Raw genomic sequence first — 18,811 nt, 5'->3', positions numbered from 1 at the left:
TTTATCGTGAACATGGCGTGAATGATACTCCTCAGCGGTCTATTTCTAAACCAACAAACAAAAGCGGATGTGGGAAACCCCACATCCGCTAAAGGAGTTATCAACTCCCGGAAGCCACGGCGCCGTGCTTAGTTGCTGCTTTGCTGGCTCTCTTCAGCCGCTTGGTCATCTTCCCTCTCTGCATTGCTGTCATCACCAGCGCTATCTTCTTGGTCCTGGCCTTCGTCCTGGCCTTCCTGATTTTGCTGATCTTGTTGGTTTTGCTGTTCACCCGTTAGGCTGGGCACCTCACCAGAGGCAGCATCTTCTACGTTTAAACGCTCATCCAGCGTAGAGAGTTCATCGCGCCACTCGCTCAACTGTGTTTCTAAACGTGCCAGCTGCTCTTCACGGCTCTCGATATCGCTCTCGACCTTAGCCACTTCATCGCGACCGATATCCAGTGCCACCATCAGGTCGTCCATTTCAGTGCGAACCTGCTCTAGTCTTTGCTGTTCTTCTTCGCGCAGCTGAGTTAAAGAGTCCACTTCTGATTGCAGCGAGTCACGCTCTTCCACCACGTTATCGCGCTCATCCTGCAGGGTTTGCAGCTCGCTCTCCTGGGCAGCAATTTCCTCTTCAAGCGTCGCTAAGCGCTCATTGGATCCGTCACTTGGGTTTCAAGATCGCTTAGCTTGGTTTCAGCGGCGCCTAGCTCTTCAACAGCTTGCTGACGCTGCTCTTCAGCTTCCTGACGAGCAGACTCTGCCTGCTGACGAGCGTCCTCGGCACTTTGACGAGCTTCTTCAACCTGCTGAAGCGACGCCTCCGCCTCATCGCGCTCACTTACCACTTGCTCACGCTCTTCACGAAGCGACTGCAACTCGCCTTCGGTGCTGGCAAGCTGCTCTTCCAAAGCAGTGACTTCCTGCTGCAGCGTTTCACGCTGGCTTTCTAACTCTTCAAGACGAGACTGTACGCTGCTGACATCTCCCTGAGCAGACTCAAGGCTGGCAGTTGCCTCTGCTTGCTGCTGCTCTAAAGACGCCATTTCATCGCGCATGGCGGTCAAATCAGCTTCGGCCTGCTCTACTTCCGACAGGCGCTGGCTGAGCTCAGTATTCTCTTGCTCAACGCTGGCGAGCTGCCCTTCGAGCGCCTCTACACGCTCCTGGTGGGTGCCTGAATTGGATTGCGCCATAATGGCCCAGATCACCGCAATGGCTGCAATACCGGCAATACCTTTGACCCGGTTATCCTTAAACAGCGTTTTCATATCCGGCTTGTGGCCTGGCGTGTACTGATCTGAACGGTTTTCTTCTGACATGCTGCGTCCCTCTTTTTGCTTGGCTGCTGGCGTTAGCAGCGTTAGTGGCAAGTAGCACGATAAGTGAATGATCGTTTTTTAAAAGTGTTCTTTACTAGCATACACAGACAATTACATAACGCCACCCGGCTTGGCTCTCAAAACGCTCAACCATCTGTTAAACGTGCATGCTTACCCTCTGAAAAACCAACTGCTGTTCCGCTATCGGTCTCAAACCATGAAAGCGTCCGGTGCAGCGATACCACGCTACCAATTATTAACAGCGTGGGTGGCTTAATGTCACCTGCTAAAAAGCCATCCGGCAAATGCTGTAGTGTGCCTATGTGGGTTCGTTGCTGTTGTGTAGTGCCTTGCTCGATCAGTGCAAGAGGTGTTGCTGGGTTTAACCCATGAGCAATCAGCTCCTGACAGATCAACGTGAGATTGCTCAACCCCATATAAAACGCCAGCGTTTGGGCAGGCTGAGCTAAGGTGGGCCAATCTAGGGTAAATTCGCCATGCTGAAGATGCCCGGTCACAAACCGCACCGACTGCGCATGGTCGCGATGCGTCAACGGAATGCCCGCATAAGCTGCACATCCGGAAGCGGCGGTAATGCCAGGCACTACCTCAACGGGCACATTAGCGGCGACCAGCGTCTCAAGCTCTTCACCACCGCGCCCAAAAATAAATGGATCACCGCCTTTCAGGCGTACCACCTGCTTTCCTTGCCTAGCCCACTCTACCAGCGATTGATTGATATCCTCCTGCGGGACGCTATGGGAGGAGCGCGCTTTGCCCACGTAGTAGCGCGCGGTCTCTGCGGGTAACAGTGCCAAAATTTCATCGCTAACCAAGCGGTCATACAACACGACTTCCGCACTCAAAAGTCGTTTGTAAGCCTTTAACGTTAATAAATCAGGGTCTCCTGGGCCAGCCCCTACCAAGCTAACGCGCCCCTGGGAACGCGGCGTCGCTTCAGATGCTGTTGCCGTAACGGCGCCCGTATGTAATTTCTGCGTAACCAAAGCGACCACCAAATAGAATTAAAATATTTTTTAATATTTCAAAAAAGAATAAAAAGCATACTCCGCCCCAACTTTTGTTATTTTTACGGCAAAACAACAAAAATGGAATAGATAAGCAATTTTTAATTACCAAAAAATATTAAAAAAAGATGAATTGTCAGCAAAAGCTTACATATTGTTTACGATTTTACCGCTAATCTTCACGGCTAAATTACAACAGGCATAAAATTGGAGATTCACGCATGCCCGTGAATGATGCACCTGTACCTCCTGTAGCCATTCCTCAAAGTGCTGATACCTTAGTTCCACATATCCCTGGGGTGCTTTTTCAATTCTATCGCTCCCATAGCGGCCATATGCACTTCCCTTACCTAGAGGGCGGCGGCATGGCGCTTGCTTATGTTGACAGACAGCAGCTAGCGACCAATGCAAGCCAAACTAATCGAACAGTTGACAGGTAATGATCACCCTAAGGTGATGTCAGCCATTGAGCGCTACGCGCGCTGGATGCTGCCGTTAAATACGCGTTTCAGGCTGCCCTTTCCTAAAGCAAAACCGCACTGGATCGCCGTTAGCGCTAACCCCGAGCCAATGGAGTCGGGGGTACGCTGGAACGGCATTATGCTGGATATTACTGACCAAGTGCTGGAAGAGCTTCGCTTGCGCAAACTAAGCGATACCGACCCGCTGACCGGCCTACCTAATCGGCGCAAACTGATGGGGCAATTAACCCACCTCACATCGCTGAGCACACGCCACGGTACGCCGCTTTCGATCATGATGATCGATATCGACCACTTCAAACGGCTCAACGACCGCTGGGGTCATCTACAAGGTGATAGCGTTCTGCCACAGCTAGCCGATGTGACGCAGTCACTGCTTCGCTGTGAAGATATGGTGGCAAGGCTAGGGGGTGAAGAGTTTATGGTAGTGCTGCCGCTTACCTCGCTGCAGCAATGCCATAAGCTTGCCGACCGTTTACGCCACACCATTGCAGACTACGATTTTGGCATTGGCCAGGGTAACATCACACTCAGCATTGGTGTGGCTGAATATCGTTGCGGAGAGCCACTGGTGAGCCTGATCGAACGGGCCGATCGAGCGTTATATAGTGCAAAGGATGTTGGTCGTGATTGTGTCTGCCTTCTACCCTGATAGATGAGTCAACCTTGGAGGCTAACACCATGACATCTCTTGCTCAGTCGCAGTGCGAACCCTGCAGTGGTAGCGCTATACCGCTCTCTTATGACGTATGCCAAGCGCATCTTAAGGCGCTTCCAGAGTGGCAGATTATCGAGCACGATGGCATCATGAAGCTGACGAGACAATTTACGTTTCGTAATTTTGCTGATGCGCTAGCGTTTAGCCAGCGTGTTGGTGATGTCGCAGAGCAGGCTGGCCATCACCCAGTATTGGTGACCGAATGGGGCAAAACCACGGTGACGTGGTGGTCCCATAAAATAAACGGCCTGCATCTTAATGACTTCATTCTTGCCGCCAGAACCGACGAGGTAGCCGAATAAATGTTTGAGCAAATTGAGCGAGTCCCTGGAGATGCCATTCTCGGGCTGATCGAAGCTTTCAAAAAAGATACCAACCCGCAGAAAGTGGACCTTGGTGTTGGTGTATACCGCGACGCCGCTGGCAACACGCCGGTCATGCGGGCCGTCAAGGAAGCAGAAGCTCGCCTGCTCAAGAATGAAACCACCAAAACCTACATTGGCTCCCACGGTGCACCCGCTTATGGCGATGTCGTTCTGCCGATGGTATTAGGCGCTGACTCTGCAGTGCTAAAAGCCAACCGCGCCAGCGCTACCCAGTCCCCTGGCGGCACCGGTGCCTTACGTCTGGCAGCCGACTTTATTGCCAGCCAACTGCCAGGTAAAGGCATTTGGGTCAGCGACCCCACTTGGCCGAACCACCACGGTATTTTCACCGCTGCAGGCATTGAACTGCATAAGTACCCCTATGTAGATGCCGACAACCGTTTAGATTTTGATGGTATGTTGGCCGCGCTGAAAAAGATCCCCGAAGGCGATGTAGTGGTATTGCATGCCTGCTGCCACAACCCGACCGGTTTTGATCTTTCTCAGCAGCAATGGCAAGAAGTGCTGGCGGTACTGAAAGAGCGCCAGTTGTTGCCACTCGTCGACTTCGCTTACCAAGGTTTCGGTGAAGGCCTTGATGAAGACGCCTATGGCGTTCGCCTGCTAGCTAAGAACCTGGATGAAGTGATCATCCCCAGTTCCTGCTCCAAGAACTTTGGTATTTACTGTGAGCGCACGGGCTGCTTGATTCTGGTCGCTAAAGCCGCCGAGCAGATGGAGAACGTTCCCTCCCAGGTGGCTATTGTGGCCCGTGAAAACTACTCTAACCCGCCAGCCCACGGCGGTGCGATTGTCAGCGAGATTTTGCATGATGCAGAGCTTTCTGCCATGTGGCGCGAAGAGCTGACCGAAATGCGTGACCGGATCAACACGCTGCGTCGTGACTTCGTCGAAGCCCTGAAGCCTTACGGCCTGGATGAGAAGTACGCTTGCGTTGCCGAGCAGCGCGGCATGTTCTCTTACACCGGCCTCACGCCGGAACAGGTAGATCGTCTGCGCGACGAGTTCGGCATCTATATGGTGCGCTCTGGCCGCGCGAACGTAGCAGGCTTCTCCCATGAAAATCTGCCCTACCTCGCCAAAGCCATTGCTGCGGTTAACGACTAACCAACAGCATACGCTATCCACGCCCAGGCCAAGCGCCTGGGCGTTTTTGTTGGTAACAACTGGCTATTTCGAAAAGCCATAAGATTATCAACCCCTTGGCAAATGTTGTGTACAATTGCGCGTTCGCCGCCAGAGCCTGGGGCGCCCGTGCGGCGCTCGTTGCAAAGCAACGCTTGACCGATTAGTCAAATCTTCGGCACACTCAGCGCTGCCTTGTATACAACACACGATAACCAAGAGGCCTAACATGGCGGCTGCCAACACTCACTACCCGTGGTACAAAAAAGAAGATACCGACGCCTTCTTCGCGCTCTTTCAAAACAATATTGCCAACTTCGTTATCATCGCGATTACGATGTTAGGCATGGGGTTCCCCACCTCAATTGTTTACGGCCAAGTGCTCCCCGGCGCCGCAGTTGCGGTGATGGTAGGCAATTTTTATTACGCTTGGAGTGCCGCAAGACTTGCTCGCAAAGAGAACCGTAGCGACGTCACCGCACTCTCTTACGGCATCTCTACCCCGGTGATGTTTGTTTTCCTCTTCGGCGTATTACTCCCTGCCAAACAGCTGACTGGAGACGCGGAACTGGCCTGGAAAGTAGCCGTGGCCGCCTGCTTTATCAGCGGTGCTATTGAAGCCGTGATTAGCGTGATTGGCCGCTGGGTGCAATATCACCTCCCCCGTGCCGCCATGTTGGGGGCAGTCGCGGGCGTAGCGCTGACGTTTATTGCCGGTGAAATGCTGTTCAAAACGCTGGAAATGCCCGTCATCGGCTTGTTGGTACTGGGTATTATTATTGTCGGTTTGGTTGCCCGGGTTAGCATGCCCTTCAAGCTGCCTACCTCACTGTTTGCCATTGTCGTTGGCACCGCCATGGCCTATCTGATTGGCGATGCGGGTAGCGAGCGATTCAGCGATGCCTTCACTCATTTGGGCTTTTACCCGCTGCTACCTAACCTCGCCTGGTTTGAAGGGCTAGGCCTGCTGTTTACCGGTATGCTGGCCGTGCTCACCGTCGTGCTACCGATTACTCTCTATAACGCCATCGAAACTATGAACAATGTCGAGGCAATGGAAGCCGCAGGGGACAAATACGACGTGCGTGAATGCCAAGCGGTAGACGGAGTAGGCACCATGATCGGCGCGCTATTTGGTGGCGTATTCCCAACGACGGTTTATATCGCTACGGTGGGCGCGAAATGGATGGGCGCGGGTCGCGGTTACAGCCTGCTCAACGGTGCCGTCTATGCACTGGCCACCATGTTTGGGCTGATTGCCGCCCTGGCCGCCATTATTCCGGTCTCCGTCGTTGCCCCCATTCTGGTATTTGTGGGCATGTCGATGATTGCCACGGCGTTCCAAGCTAACGATACCCGCTACTACCCCGCCATTGCCCTGGCAATGCTGCCCTACTTTGCCAACTATGTAATGACGCGCTTTAACCGGGGTGCAGGCGAAGTTGTGAGCGATATCTCCAGCGCAATTGTGGTGATGGGGCAAGGCGCTATGTTTATGGCCATTTTCTTGGGTGCCATGACAGTGTCTGTGATTGATCACCAATTCCGACGAGCAGCCGCGTTTGCTGTGATAGCCGCAGGCTTCTCGTTTGTCGGCTTAATGCATGCGCCCAAACTCGCTTTTAACGCCGCGCCGGAATTTGTGATGGGCTACTTAGCCATGGCCCTGCTGTTTACGTACTTCTCGTTCCAAGAAGCCCCCCATAAACGCTAAGCTAGCCTGACGCTCCCGCCTGCCGATGCGGGCGGGAGAGGATACGCTTCAGCAAGACCCACGCCGTTAGCCCGGCCAGTAGGTTGCCGATAGCTGCACCAGCAGCGAGGCCCGTCCAGCCAAATAGCTCTGCCCCTAGCCATAAACAGGGCAAGTAGCAGATAAACAGCCGCGCACTGGAAAGCAGCATTGCCCTAAGCGGCCACCCCAGCGCATTACCCGCCGATACGACCAGCATACAGACACCAAGTGCTGCGTAGCTTGGCAGCATAAAGCGAATCAGCAGAGCAAGTTCACTCTGCACCTCTGGATTGCCCGCCAAGGCCATGGCCACCCACGGCGACGCTAACGCCAGCAGCACGCCAAGGCTTAGCTGCCAAATCACGGCCACTTTTAATGCTAGGCGCATAAGCTGCTGAATTTGCCCCCAATCCCCCGCGCCATAACAGCGCCCCAGCCAAGGGGGTAGTGACATGGTCATGGCAAGAATCACCATCAGCGATAGCGTCTCAAGGCGACTCGCTAACCCCCACGCCGCTACTTGGGTGTCGCCTAAGCCCGCCACTGCGGCAATGGCAAGCATTGCCGCCAGCGGCGGCATTAACTGGCTGCCCATCGCGCGAGCGGCAATGCCTGTAAAAGGCCGCCATGAGCGCACAGCTTCTTGCCCAATATCATCCATAGTCGCCCACTGACAGCGCCGCAATTTAGCCCCTGTTAGCAACAGCCCAACGGAAAACGCCACGGCAGTCGCCCACGCTGCCCCCGGAAGCCCCCAACCTTCCCAGCCACCTACACCAAAAATAAACAGCGGATCGAGCGCTAGGTTGATCAGGCTACTGAGCACCATCATCTTGCCGGGCATGCGTGTATCACCGTGAGCACGAAAAACGCTATACATAAAGTAAAGCAGCGCCCCTAACCAGGCAGAAAATAGCTGAGGCCCCCAGTAGGCACGAATATACGTCAGCGCCGTTTCGTCCGCCCCCAGCAGCTGAAAGAGCGGCACCTGAAGCAGCCATAACGCCACTGCCAGTACGGCAATCACCGCCCCACCAGCAATCAGCACCAGACTGGAGAGCCGCTTGGCCCTCGCCTGCTCTCCTGCTCCTAATGCTCTGGAAATCAGCGCGGCGATGGCAATGCCCATTCCCACCTGTATACCAATGATCAAAAACGACAGAGGAAAGGTAAACGACTGAGCCGCCAGCGGCGCAGTGCCTAAACGTGCGATAAACGCACTGTCCACAAGCTGAAAACCCAATAGCGCCAGTACGCCAATGGCCATCGGCCACGTTTGCCGCCATAGGGTTATCGCCAACTCGCGTTGTTGCATGACAGCTGCCAAAAACTGACTCCTTAGCGTCATAAATGTAGGAATACTAAACGCAAAAAACGCCACCACCCGTTAGGGTGGCGGCGTTTTTAAACCGTATCGCTTACTGGCGAATACCTTCAAACGTCACGTACAGCTCAACTTCGTGCATAACTTCCGGGAAATCGCTCATGTTAATACCGAAATCGCCGAGGGTAAGCATCGTGCTGCCTTCAAAACCTGCACGGTAATTGCCCCAGGGATCTTCACCTTCCCCCATCAGCGTTACCGGCATTTCGATCTCTTGAGTCTGACCATGCAGCGTTAGCTCACCGGTCACAACGCCTTCATTGTCGCCGGTAGATTCAAAACCGGTAGAAGTAAACGTCGCCGTGGGGAATTCGCTGGCATTCAGGAAGTCACCACTCAAGATGTGACGGTCACGCTCAGCATGATTACTGGTCAGACTATCAATTTGAACTTCCATTTCGACAGAAGAAGCGTCCAGATCGTCAGCATCGTAAGAGAACTGGCCGTCGAACTCTTCAAAGCTGCCCAGGATGTAGGAGAAGCCCAGGTGGTTAATTTTGAATTGAACGAAGGCGTGCTGGCCTTCCGTATCAATCTGGTAGTCCGCTGCCTGTGCTTGGCTCAAAGGAACCATCGCCGCTGCCGCTACGGCCACTGCCATTACGCTTTTCTTCATCATTATTTCCATCTCCTTTCTTTCCTTTATGGGCACTGTCGGCGTTGCCTCTACCTTACCCGACAGCGTTCAAAAATTGTCACCCAGCAATCAGAGGCTGGTTCGGCTATAGCGGGGGTTTACCATCCGACTCAGCGTTGTATGACGATACCGGTAGTGATGTACTAACGCTGCCAGGGCATGACCACCCGCCAACAGCATTAGCGCAATCGCGCTATACCAATGAACCTCCCCCGCAAGGCTTGCCTGATTCGGCAGATCGTGCAGCACCGCAGGAATCTCAAACCATCCAAACACGCTAATACCGCGGCCATTCGCTGTGGAAATCAAATAGCCACTGGTCAACACAAGCAGTAATAGTACATAAAGCGCTATATGGCCCAGGTGAGCAGCAGCTTGCTCTAAGCGGCTGCCTTCTCCCGCAGGCGTGGGCTGTGCAAAACGCCATATTAAGCGGCCTACGGTCGCCAGTAGTAACAAAATACCTATCGAGCGATGAGCCCAGGGGCCTTGGTTATACCAAGGATCGTAATAACCCAAACCGGTCATCCACCAGCCCAAAATAAACAACCCAATGATCGTCAGGGCACTGAGCCAGTGAAAAAGAATACTAATGACACCCCAACCGCTGCGTGTGTTCCGCAACATCCTTGATTCCCCGTATAAAACTGCCCGCAAGGGTCTGCCCGCTCGTTTCGTAATGAGCATACCGTTTCACCGGCAAAAACTCTGCTGAAAAAAGCAGAATACATCGTTCGTAAAAACCATTGGTTATGTCGCTAATGATTCTGATGCTTCTTCACAAATTCTCCACGACATGTCCCAAGCCTAGCATCTTAGACGAAAGTTTAAAAAATCGAACAAACCCAGCAATTTTAATCAATTTTACTATTTGTTTAGCGCGCTTATTATTAGCGCACGTTCTGACACGACACATCACAACGCTTTTAAACGAATCCACTATTTATAGAGAGTATGACCCATGAAAAAATTGACCCTTATTTCCGCTATCGCCCTAACATTGACCTCTACAGCGGCTCTAGCCGAACAAGGCTCTGCTGAGCTCAATGAAATCGTTCATGCCAGCTCTTCTGTGAACCACAGCACAGAAAGCTTAAACCTGACGCCCGCTGATCTGACGCGTGTGAACGGTGATGCTGCTAAAAACACCGTTATCGAGCCTAGCTCTGAAGCGCATCACTCAAACAGCAACAATGACCAGATTGCGAAGTCTGAACTGCCGCACCGCAACGCCTCCTAAGACAGGTAAGCGCTGCTGTCCAACGCAGAAAACGCTTAGCTTCTTAGATGACAAAAAACCCACCTCTCGGTGGGTTTTTTATTTAGCTTAAACCAATGCTACTTACTGGGCAGCTAGTACATCTAGGCCTCGTGCCAAGTCACGTTGAATATCTTCCTGGCTTTCAAGCCCAACGGCCACACGAACCAAGCCCGGCGAAATGCCTGCCGCCGCTTTCTGTGCGTCCGAGAGACGGCCATGCGTGGTGGTTGCCGGATGAGTAATAGCGGTTTTTACATCACCTAAGTTCCCGGTAATGGAAAGCATGCGCGTGGCATCAATGACCTGCCAAGCGCCCTCTTGCCCACCTTTCACCTCAAAACCGAGCACCGCACCAAAGCCCTGCTGCTGCTGTTTCGCTAACACATGTTGAGGATGTGCTTCCAGCCCGCTGTAGTAGACGCGGTTGACGGCCGGGTGCTGATCTAGCCAGAGCGCCAGTGCCAGTGCGTTTTCACAGTGCGCTTTCATACGCAGTGAGAGGGTTTCCAAGCCTTTGGTGAAAATCCACGCATTAAACGGGCTCATGCAAGGTCCACAGGTGCGCACGACACCAAAAACTTCTTCCAGCACGTCATGCTTGCCTACCACGGCTCCGCCTACTGCGCGTCCCTGACCATCCAGATATTTCGTGGCAGAGTGAATGACCAAGTCCGCACCTAGCGCGATAGGCTTTTGCAGTGCGGGGGTCAAAAAGCAGTTATCAATGGCGAGCAGTGCACCGCTACGCTTGGCGAGCGCCGCCAGCGCAGGGATATCCGCCACTTCGGAAAGCGGGTTTGAAGGCGTTTCAGCAAACAGCAGCTTAGTCTTAGGGCTGATCGCCTCTTCCCACGCGGCCAAGTTGGAAAGCTCCACATAGCGCGTTGTGATACCGAACTTGCCCAGATACTTATCAAACAGGCTGACCGTGGAGCCAAATAGCGAACGAGACGCCACAATCTCATCGCCTGCCGAAAGCAGTGCCAGCGCCGTTGAGAGAATGGCTGACATGCCAGAGCTAGTCGCCACGCAGCGTTCACCACCTTCAAGCGCCGCTAGACGGCGCTCGAAAGTATGTACGGTAGGGTTCGTAAAGCGCGAGTAAACATTGCCTGGCTCTTTACCACCAAACTTGCGTGCCGCCTCGGCAGCACTCTCGTACACAAAGCTTGATGTGGGAAAAATGGGTTCCGAGTGCTCCTGCTCAAACGTGCGGTGGTGGCCCGCGCGAATAGCGAGCGTCTCAAGCGACCACTCATCCTGATGGCTATCTTCGTGCATGGCAGAGCCCCTTATTCCAAACGCGATTTCAAAATGCTAATTATTGCACCACATACACATTTCTCCTGCGGGCCACTTGGGCACCGCAGGCAGCGTGACACTTAATCGTCCAGATCGTCGTCTTGATTATGCATATCGACCAGCGCGTGGTCACCCGCGCTCTGATCTTTTGCTGAATCGTTACGGCTGGCTTCCAAGACGGCCAAATACGCATCGTCAATGTCGCCAGTGACGTAGTTACCGTCAAACACTGAACAGTCGAAGGCTTCCATGTCAGGATTTACTTCGCGGCAGGCGTCTTTTAGATCTTCCAGATCCTGATAGAAGATGCGGTCGGCACCGATCAGCTGCCCAACTTCCTCTTCAGTACGACCATGGGCGATCAGCTCAGACGCCGCTGGCATATCAATCCCATAAACGTTGGGGTAGCGAACGGGCGGCGCGGCAGAGGCAAAGTAAACCTTACGCGCACCGGCATCTCGCGCCATCTGAATAATCTGTTTGCAGGTGGTACCCCGTACGATGGAGTCATCCACTAGCAGTACATTCTTGCCTTTGAACTCCACATCAATGGCGTTCAGCTTTTGGCGTACCGATTTTTTACGTTGGGTTTGACCCGGCATAATAAAGGTACGGCCAATGTAGCGGTTCTTCATAAAGCCTTCGCGGTAGGTCACGCCGAGATGCTGAGCCATCTCTAGAGCGGAAGTACGCGAGGTATCGGGAATCGGAATAACCACATCGATATCGTGATCCGGCCACTCGCTCAAGATGCGATCACCCAGCTTACGACCCATCTGCATCCGCGTGCCGTAAACGTAAGCACCGTCCAGGATAGAGTCAGGACGCGCCAGATAAACATGCTAAAAATGCACGAGCGTAGCTGTGGGCGATCTGCACATACCTGGGTGTGTACTTGCCCCTGCATATCAACAAAAATCGCTTCGCCGGGGCCAAGGTCGCGTTCCAGCTCGAAGCCCCCCACGTCCAGCGCCACCGACTCAGAAGCAATCATCACCTCTTGGCCATCAGCATCCTGACGGGTACCAAACACCACCGGACGAATGCCGTGAGGGTCACGGAAGGCCACCATACCAAACCCGCTAATAATCGCGACCGCCGCGTAGCCGCCTTTGCAGCGCCGGTGCACTCTACGAACCGCATCGAAAATATCCTCAGCTTCTAAATGCAGCCCCTGCTTGCCCAATTCATGGGCGAACACATTCAACAGCACTTCCGAGTCAGAGCTGGTATTGATATGGCGAAGATCAGTGGAGAACAGCTCCTGTTTCAACTGCTCTGAGTTGGTCAGGTTACCGTTATGAGCCAGGGCAATGCCGTAAGGAGAGTTAACGTAGAAAGGCTGTGATTCTGCCTCGCTGGAGGAGCCTGCTGTCGGATAGCGAACGTGACCAATGCCCAGGTTGCCTTTCAGGCGTGCCATGTGGCGAGTATGGAAGACGTCACGAACTAATCCGTTACTCTTGCGCAGTAGGAAGCGTCCCTCATTCCAAGTCATCATTCCGGCAGCGTCTTGGCCCCGATGCTGAAGTACGGTCAGGGCATCGTAGATTCCCTGATTTACTGCCTGCTTGGCCAGAAGGCCCACTATACCGCACATTCCAGTTACCTCGCTTTAATACCATGGCTTACTGACGCAAGCCCGTACGTTCATCAAACTGACAAGCACTGGCGCTGGAAGCAGCACCAGCGGAGAATTTTCTGGCAGCTCCCGTTACTCAACCTCAGGGGCGCTGCTGGAGGGTAGCGTCGGCTGTGGGCGACGCAGTTCAGGTAGCGAAATATCGCGCAGCGACTCAGGCGGTGTCGGCAGCTCCCGCTCCCACTGGTCTAGCTGGCTGACCGCCCAATCGCGAAGCTCAATAAAGGTTGGCCGTAACGATGCTTGCTGCCAAGCCTGGAGCTCAGCCAGCGGCGTTAGGGTAATCAACACAGTAGCCACTAGCAGAATCACCGCCCCGCGGGCTATCCCAAAGGCAGCACCTGCGAATCGATTCAACAACCCCATGCCAACCCATTCAACGGCCGCATGCACCACGCGAATAACAATGCCACATAACAGAATGACGGCAAAAATCACCAGAGCAAATGCCAGCACTAAGCGTGCATCAAAGCTCTCAATAAAGCCGCTCATTAACTCTGCAACGGGCTCCGCCAAAACACGTGCGACCATTAACGCAACGACCAAAGCAGCTAAGCCAAGCAACTCGCGCACGAAACCGCGCACAAAGCCCGCCAGCATCGAAAGCCCAAGAACGGCTAAAACAGCGCATCAATCCAGGTCAATGCCATCGTTAATCTCTTACTCGAACAAGCAGACCCTGCACATTAATACGCTGTTTGATAAGCGCCATCGCTGCCTCACCATCCTCAGACGTGGCGTAAGGGCCTACTAATACAGTAGTCAGATTGTTATCACGGGCGCGCTGAAACACGCTAAAACCTTCACCGCTTAGCTGGTCGCTAATACGCTGGGCGTTGGCGGTATCACCAAAACTGCCCACCTGGACTGCCCACTCGCCCTGCTGCTGAGCAGAGGGTGCTACGGAGGCACTGCTATTGCGGCTCTCATTCGCTGCGACCAGCGCGGCAATGGGGTCTTCTTGCGGCGGAGAATCCGGTTCACGGCTGGGCTGCGAAGGCGCTTGTTGGCTAGGCTCGGCAGCAGCGGTTAGCGACGATGAACCTTCATCAGAACTAGAGCTCGCTACTTGATCTGTTTGTGGCGCCCGAGGTATTTCCTCTATCGGCTCATCCAGCGCTTCATCGGTAAGGACAGGTGACGACGGTGCAGGTGTATCAATGGTGTCAGGCATGTCAGGCACGGGCACATCTTGACGCTCCACATCCACAGGCTGTTCGATCACAAAGGTGGGCTGAGGGCGCTCTTCCCGAGGTGCGGGGTCGCTCATCAACCAAGGGACAACGATGGCCAGTAGCGCCAGCAGTATCACGATGCCACTAATGCGTTCCGTTTTACCGTATTTCATATCCCTCTCCATCAAGCTTAGCGTGCCCGCGGCGTTGCTTGCGGCAGTGGCATGGCCAGTAACTCAGCTACCGTGAAGAATGAGCCGGTGGCCAGCACGCGGTCCTCTGCGGCTAGCTGCTTGGCAAGCTTGGCAGCCCCCGCTGCGGGGGAGTCGGCGCAATAATACACGTGTCCGCCCAGCGACGTAATACGTTTGGCTAACTCGTCTGCAGAACGGCCACGCTCACCTTCAAGGGTAACGCACACCCAGTCCGTGATACTTGGCGAAAGCGCCTGAATCACACCGTCGGCATCTTTGTCGTTAAGCATACCAATCAACGCCCACTGACGACCCCCTTTTGGTGGTGCTGGCAAACGGCGGGCCACGTACTGTGCCGCATGAGGGTTATGCCCTACGTCCAAACACCACTGCCCTACCCACTGCATTCGCCCGGAGAGCGTTACCGTACGCAGCGCTTTGCGCACCGTGTTTAACTGCAAAGTGACACCTGCTAAGGCCAGCGCTTGAAGCGCCGTGGCGGCATTATCAATTGGCAATCCAGGGTCTGGTAAACCATCCAGAGAAAGCGTACTGCCATCGGCAGTAAGGCCATGCCAGCACCAGGGGTTGCCTACCGTCTCACCAGCGCTATGACTGAAGGCGGTGCCTAGTGCGTAGCTATGGGCTGCTATCGCTATTGCTGATTCCAACACGCTTGGCGGAAGCGACTGGCTACCTAGCACAGCGGGTTTTAGCGGGCGAAAAATACCCGCCTTTTCTCGCCCGATCTGTTCAAGATCGTTGCCTAGAAAATTCGCGTGATCAAGCGCAATCGTGGTCACGATAGCCACATCCGCGTCAATAATATTCACCGCGTCTAAACGGCCGCCCAGCCCCACTTCCAGAATCGCAATATCCAATGTGGCATTAGCCAAGCACCACAGCGCACACAGCGTGCCAGCTTCGAAATACGTGAGGCTAATTGAAGGCTCTTGCAAGCGGGCGTTTTCTACCTGCTGAAAGCCTTCCACCAAACGCTGGTCGCTGGCTTCCCGGCCATCCACCGTCACGCGTTCGTTGTAACGCAGCAGGTGCGGAGAGGTATAAGTACCCGCCCGCAACCCATGAGCGCGGGCGATAGCATCTATCATGGCAAGGGTAGAGCGCGTGCCATTGGTACCTGCTACCGTGATGACCTGTTTCGCGATGGGGCGCTCTAGCAACCCCATACGCTTGGCCACCAGAGAAACACGCTCCAGCCCCATATCGATCCCTACGGGATGCAGGGTTTCAAGGTGATGAAGCCATTCGGCTAAGGTGTTAGGCATTGCGTGAAGCGTCATCGCTCGTCGCGTGACGAGAATCCGCTTGAGCAGATGTCTCTGCCGCTTCCGCTAGCTGCTCTTCATTGGCCACCGGCTCAACCACCTCAGCTTCAGGCAGATCACCTTCAGCCGGGTTAGCGCTTTGATGTGTCAGCTTACGCAGCACGCCACCCACGCGGGCACGCATATCGTGGCGGTGAACAATCATGTCCACCGTGCCGTGCTCTAGCAGGAACTCACTGCGCTGGAAGCCTTCCGGCAGCGTTTCACGCACGGTTTGCTCAATAACACGGGGACCAGCAAAACCAATTAGCGCGTTGGGCTCGGCAATATTTAGGTCGCCCAAACATCGCCAAGGAAGCCGAAACACCACCAAACACGGGGTCAGTCAGCACCGAAATATAGGGCACGCCCGCCTGCTTGAGTTTCTCAAGGGCCGCTGAGGTTTTCGCCATCTGCATCAGCGAGAACAGCGCTTCCTGCATACGCGCGCCACCCGAGGCAGCAAAGCAGACCAACGGAATGCCCTCTTCCAGAGCGATGGTGGCGGCACGTACAAATTTCTCACCCACCACAGCGCCCATGGAACCACCCATAAAGGTGAACTCAAACGCCACAGCAACGATCGGCAGGCCATCCAGCTCGCCGCGCATCGCCACCAGCGCGTCTTTCTCGCCAGTCTCTTTTTGCGCTGCGGTCAGGCGGTCTTTGTACTTCTTGGAGTCGCGGAATTTGAGGCGATCATTCGGCTCAATCTCTGCCGCGATCTCTTCGCGCCCCTGCTTATCCAGGAACCAGTCCAAGCGTTTGCGCGCCGTTAAGCGTAAATGATGCTCACACTTGGGGCATACGCTGTGATGTTTCTCTAATTCAGGCAGGTAGAGAACGGCTTCACACTTGGGACATTTACGCCAGAGACCATCGGGCACGCTGGCGCGACGGTCTTTACGCTGGATACGCCCCATGGAGGGCACGATCTTGTCTAACCAGCTCATATCAAAAAGGCTTCCGTGTACGTCAAGGCTTGGCAGCGCCAAGCCTGATGAGTGTCGTCAATCAATTCAGTGTAGACGATGAGGGAACGCGCTTAGGCGTCCATCGCGGTGCGCATTTCTGCCAGCACGCTTTTTAACTGCCCGGCGATCGTTTCAGGCGCATCGACGCTATCGGCAATACGGTTAACCAGTGCACTGCCCACAATCACGCCGTCGGCAACTTTTGCCACTTCGGCAGCCGTCACACCATCGCGAATACCAAAACCAACGCAAAGCGGTAAATCGGTCATATCACGCAGTGGCGCAAGGTGCTCGGCAACGTCTTCAGCGTTCAACGTTGCCGCACCGGTGACACCTTTTAGCGAAACATAGTAAAGGTAGCCCTCACCGTGGGCGCATATTGTAGCGGCACGGGCATGGGAAGTGGTAGGCGCAACGAGGAAAATCGCTGCCAAGCCACGCGCTTTCAGCAGCGGGCCGAACTCATCGGCTTCTTCTGGTGGCATATCAACTACCAGCACGCCATCCACCCCAACACTCGCGGCTTTATCGGCAAACACCTCATAGCCGATGCGCTCGATAGGGTTGAGATAGCCCATCAAGACGATGGGCGTCGTGGTGTCGGTTTGGCGAAACTCGGCCACCATTTCCAGCAGGTCCACCAAGCGAGTGCCCTGCTTCAGCGCCCGCTCACAGGCTTTCTGGATCACCGGGCCATCGGCCATGGGATCTGAAAACGGCACGCCAAGCTCAATCACATCAGCGCCCGCGTCTACCAAGGCATGCATAAAGCCAACGGTATACTGCGGTGCCGGGTCGCCTGCGGTGATGTAAGGGATCAGGGCTTTACGCCCCTGCTGCTTTAACTCTGAAAAACGCTGGTCAATACGATTCATGCTAGCCCTTAAAACTCGATGCCGTCGATTTTCGCAACGGTCATGATGTCTTTATCACCACGACCCGAGAGGTTCACCACAATATGCTGATCCGGGCGCATGGTAGGAGCCAGCACCTTGGCATGGGCCAACGCATGGGCAGACTCCAAGGCGGGCATAATGCCCTCCATGTGGGTCAGCTCACGGAAAGCTTCCAGCACCTCTTTATCGTTCGCGGCTACATAGTTAACCCGGCCCACGTCTTTCCACAGCGCGTGTTCGGGGCCAACGCCGGGATAATCTAGGCCTGCAGAAATAGAGTGCGTATCCGACACCTGCCCCGCCTCATCCGACATCAGGTAAGTTCGGTTGCCGTGCAGCACACCGCGCGGTGCATTAGACGAAAGCGGCGCTGCATGGCGGCCTGTCTCTACCCCATCGCCACCGGCTTCCACGCCGTACATGGCCACTGCGTCATCTTCTACAAACGGGTAGAAAAGCCCCAGTGCGTTGGAGCCACCGCCCACGCAGGCGACCAGCGCATCGGGTAAACGGCCGACTTGCTCTAGTGACTGGCGACGGGCTTCGCGGCCCACCACGGCATTAAAATCACGCACCAGCTGCGGTTATGGGTGCGGGCCCGCCACGGTACCGATGATATAGAAGGTATTATCCACGTTCGTTACCCAATCGCGCAGGGCTTCGTTCATGGCGTCTTTAAGTGCACGGGTGCCAGACTCCACCGGGATAACACGGGCACCCAGCAGACGCATGCGGTAAACGTTGAGCTTCTGGCGCTGCACATCGGCAGCCCCCATATAGACATCGCACTCAAGGCCCAAGCGGGCGGCTACAGTGGCTGTGGCAACGCCGTGCTGGCCAGCACCGGTTTCAGCAATCACGCGCGGCTTGCCGGTCTTTTTCGCCAACAGCGCCTGACCAATAGTGTTATTAACCTTATGAGCGCCCGTGTGGTTGAGGTCTTCCCGCTTCAGCCAGATTTGCGCGCCGCCTAACGACTCCGACCAGCGCTTTGCATGATAAAGCGGAGATGGACGGCCCACGTAGTGAGCCAGGTCACGATCAAACTCGGCCTGAAAATCCGGATCATCACGCAAACTCAGATAAATCTGCTCCAACTCTTCCAGGGCAAAGCTTAAGGTTTCTGACACAAACCGGCCGCCGTAGGGGCCAAAATGACCACGGGCATCCGGCATTCGGGTCAGGTCGCTGAACTTGGTTTCAGTTGCTGAGACAGTCACAGGCATACCTCACAAGAT

General features: G+C 54.6%; 14 protein-coding genes and 5 pseudogenes. 5 read left to right on the top strand and 14 right to left on the bottom strand.

Going from position 1 to position 18,811, the window contains the following annotated elements; genetic code table 11:
- Positions 1-128 precede the first annotated feature (128 nt).
- From B4967_RS19900 to cobA, 3 genes are all read right to left on the bottom strand, one after another.
- Positions 129-560: a hypothetical protein gene (locus B4967_RS19900; protein WP_243470671.1), complete on the bottom strand. Its 432-nt coding sequence runs from the start codon at positions 558-560 to the stop codon at positions 129-131.
- 68 nt (positions 561-628) lie between these two features.
- Positions 629-1,306 carry a hypothetical protein gene (locus B4967_RS19895; RefSeq protein WP_243470670.1) on the bottom strand — a complete coding sequence of 226 codons (678 nt, stop codon included), beginning with the start codon at positions 1,304-1,306 and terminating at the stop codon, positions 629-631.
- 146 nt (positions 1,307-1,452) lie between these two features.
- On the bottom strand, positions 1,453-2,313 hold the full coding sequence (gene cobA / locus B4967_RS16755) for a uroporphyrinogen-III C-methyltransferase (RefSeq protein WP_083026447.1): 861 nt from the start codon (positions 2,311-2,313) through the stop codon (positions 1,453-1,455).
- A gap of 242 nt (positions 2,314-2,555) precedes the next feature.
- Here cobA and B4967_RS16750 point away from each other — a divergent pair.
- The 4 genes and pseudogenes from B4967_RS16750 (at position 2,556) to B4967_RS16735 (ending at position 6,759) form a co-directional block, all read left to right on the top strand.
- Positions 2,556-3,468, top strand: a pseudogene (locus B4967_RS16750) (GGDEF domain-containing protein).
- Positions 3,469-3,497: 29 nt separating this feature from the next.
- The gene (locus tag B4967_RS16745; RefSeq protein ID WP_083026445.1) at positions 3,498-3,836 is read left to right on the top strand and encodes a 4a-hydroxytetrahydrobiopterin dehydratase; all 339 of its coding nucleotides are present in this window, start codon (positions 3,498-3,500) and stop codon (positions 3,834-3,836) included.
- Positions 3,837-5,027 (top strand): amino acid aminotransferase, encoded by a 1,191-nt coding sequence (locus B4967_RS16740; RefSeq protein ID WP_083026443.1) that lies wholly within the window; start codon positions 3,837-3,839, stop codon positions 5,025-5,027.
- Positions 5,028-5,274: 247 nt separating this feature from the next.
- Positions 5,275-6,759, top strand: a complete 1,485-nt coding sequence (locus B4967_RS16735; protein WP_083026442.1) for a uracil permease — start codon at positions 5,275-5,277, stop codon at positions 6,757-6,759.
- A gap of 1 nt (position 6,760) precedes the next feature.
- Here B4967_RS16735 and B4967_RS16730 read toward each other — a convergent pair whose 3' ends face one another.
- From B4967_RS16730 to B4967_RS16720, 3 genes are all read right to left on the bottom strand, one after another.
- Positions 6,761-8,095: an MATE family efflux transporter gene (locus tag B4967_RS16730; RefSeq protein ID WP_192859226.1), complete on the bottom strand. Its 1,335-nt coding sequence runs from the start codon at positions 8,093-8,095 to the stop codon at positions 6,761-6,763.
- A gap of 103 nt (positions 8,096-8,198) precedes the next feature.
- Positions 8,199-8,783 (bottom strand): YceI family protein, encoded by a 585-nt coding sequence (locus tag B4967_RS16725; RefSeq protein WP_083026438.1) that lies wholly within the window; start codon positions 8,781-8,783, stop codon positions 8,199-8,201.
- 87 nt (positions 8,784-8,870) lie between these two features.
- Entirely contained in the window at positions 8,871-9,428 is a 558-nt protein-coding gene (locus B4967_RS16720; protein ID WP_083026435.1) for a cytochrome b, read from the bottom strand.
- Positions 9,429-9,762: 334 nt separating this feature from the next.
- On the opposite strand from B4967_RS16720, the gene B4967_RS16715 reads away from it, so the two are divergent.
- The gene (locus B4967_RS16715) at positions 9,763-10,041 is read left to right on the top strand and encodes a hypothetical protein (protein WP_083026433.1); all 279 of its coding nucleotides are present in this window, start codon (positions 9,763-9,765) and stop codon (positions 10,039-10,041) included.
- Positions 10,042-10,143: 102 nt separating this feature from the next.
- Here B4967_RS16715 and B4967_RS16710 read toward each other — a convergent pair whose 3' ends face one another.
- The 8 genes and pseudogenes from B4967_RS16710 to trpB all read right to left on the bottom strand — a co-directional run bounded on the left by B4967_RS16710 (position 10,144) and on the right by trpB (position 18,799).
- Positions 10,144-11,343: an O-succinylhomoserine sulfhydrylase gene (locus tag B4967_RS16710; protein WP_083026431.1), complete on the bottom strand. Its 1,200-nt coding sequence runs from the start codon at positions 11,341-11,343 to the stop codon at positions 10,144-10,146.
- 101 nt (positions 11,344-11,444) lie between these two features.
- Positions 11,445-12,964 (bottom strand): annotated as a pseudogene (gene purF / locus B4967_RS16705) (amidophosphoribosyltransferase).
- A 114-nt stretch (positions 12,965-13,078) separates the two neighbouring features.
- Positions 13,079-13,656: pseudogene (locus B4967_RS16700) on the bottom strand (CvpA family protein).
- 2 nt (positions 13,657-13,658) lie between these two features.
- Entirely contained in the window at positions 13,659-14,354 is a 696-nt protein-coding gene (locus B4967_RS16695; RefSeq protein WP_083026429.1) for an SPOR domain-containing protein, read from the bottom strand.
- A 17-nt stretch (positions 14,355-14,371) separates the two neighbouring features.
- Positions 14,372-15,679 (bottom strand): bifunctional tetrahydrofolate synthase/dihydrofolate synthase, encoded by a 1,308-nt coding sequence (gene folC, locus B4967_RS16690; protein WP_243470669.1) that lies wholly within the window; start codon positions 15,677-15,679, stop codon positions 14,372-14,374.
- Positions 15,657-16,656: pseudogene (gene accD, locus B4967_RS16685) on the bottom strand (acetyl-CoA carboxylase, carboxyltransferase subunit beta). The gene folC and the pseudogene accD overlap by 23 nt, the downstream one beginning before the upstream one ends.
- A 92-nt stretch (positions 16,657-16,748) precedes the next feature.
- Positions 16,749-17,552, bottom strand: coding sequence for a tryptophan synthase subunit alpha (gene trpA / locus B4967_RS16680; protein ID WP_054640833.1), 804 nt, complete (start codon positions 17,550-17,552; stop codon positions 16,749-16,751).
- An 8-nt stretch (positions 17,553-17,560) separates the two neighbouring features.
- Positions 17,561-18,799, bottom strand: a pseudogene (gene trpB, locus B4967_RS16675) (tryptophan synthase subunit beta).
- Positions 18,800-18,811 lie beyond the last annotated feature (12 nt).

This window comes from Vreelandella lionensis, assembly GCF_002087295.1.
Lineage (GTDB): Bacteria > Pseudomonadota > Gammaproteobacteria > Pseudomonadales > Halomonadaceae > Vreelandella > Vreelandella lionensis.
The sequence above is the reverse complement of the archived record's forward strand: the minus strand, read 5'-3'. Positions and strand labels throughout refer to the sequence as shown.

Bases quoted from the DNA above. Each gene is read 5' to 3' on its own strand.
- B4967_RS19895 (WP_243470670.1), bottom strand. From the start codon at position 1,306: ATGTCAGAAGAAAACCGTTCAGATCAGTACACGCCAGGCCACAAGCCG.
- B4967_RS16735 (WP_083026442.1), top strand. From the start codon at position 5,275: ATGGCGGCTGCCAACACTCACTACCCGTGGTACAAAAAAGAAGATACC.
- B4967_RS16730 (WP_192859226.1), bottom strand. From the start codon at position 8,095: ATGCAACAACGCGAGTTGGCGATAACCCTATGGCGGCAAACGTGGCCG.
- B4967_RS16695 (WP_083026429.1), bottom strand. From the start codon at position 14,354: ATGAAATACGGTAAAACGGAACGCATTAGTGGCATCGTGATACTGCTG.
- B4967_RS16720 (WP_083026435.1), bottom strand. From the start codon at position 9,428: ATGTTGCGGAACACACGCAGCGGTTGGGGTGTCATTAGTATTCTTTTT.
- B4967_RS16725 (WP_083026438.1), bottom strand. From the start codon at position 8,783: ATGATGAAGAAAAGCGTAATGGCAGTGGCCGTAGCGGCAGCGGCGATG.
- B4967_RS16715 (WP_083026433.1), top strand. From the start codon at position 9,763: ATGAAAAAATTGACCCTTATTTCCGCTATCGCCCTAACATTGACCTCT.
- B4967_RS16745 (WP_083026445.1), top strand. From the start codon at position 3,498: ATGACATCTCTTGCTCAGTCGCAGTGCGAACCCTGCAGTGGTAGCGCT.
- folC (WP_243470669.1), bottom strand. From the start codon at position 15,679: ATGACGCTTCACGCAATGCCTAACACCTTAGCCGAATGGCTTCATCAC.
- trpA (WP_054640833.1), bottom strand. From the start codon at position 17,552: ATGAATCGTATTGACCAGCGTTTTTCAGAGTTAAAGCAGCAGGGGCGT.
- B4967_RS16710 (WP_083026431.1), bottom strand. From the start codon at position 11,343: ATGCACGAAGATAGCCATCAGGATGAGTGGTCGCTTGAGACGCTCGCT.
- B4967_RS16740 (WP_083026443.1), top strand. From the start codon at position 3,837: ATGTTTGAGCAAATTGAGCGAGTCCCTGGAGATGCCATTCTCGGGCTG.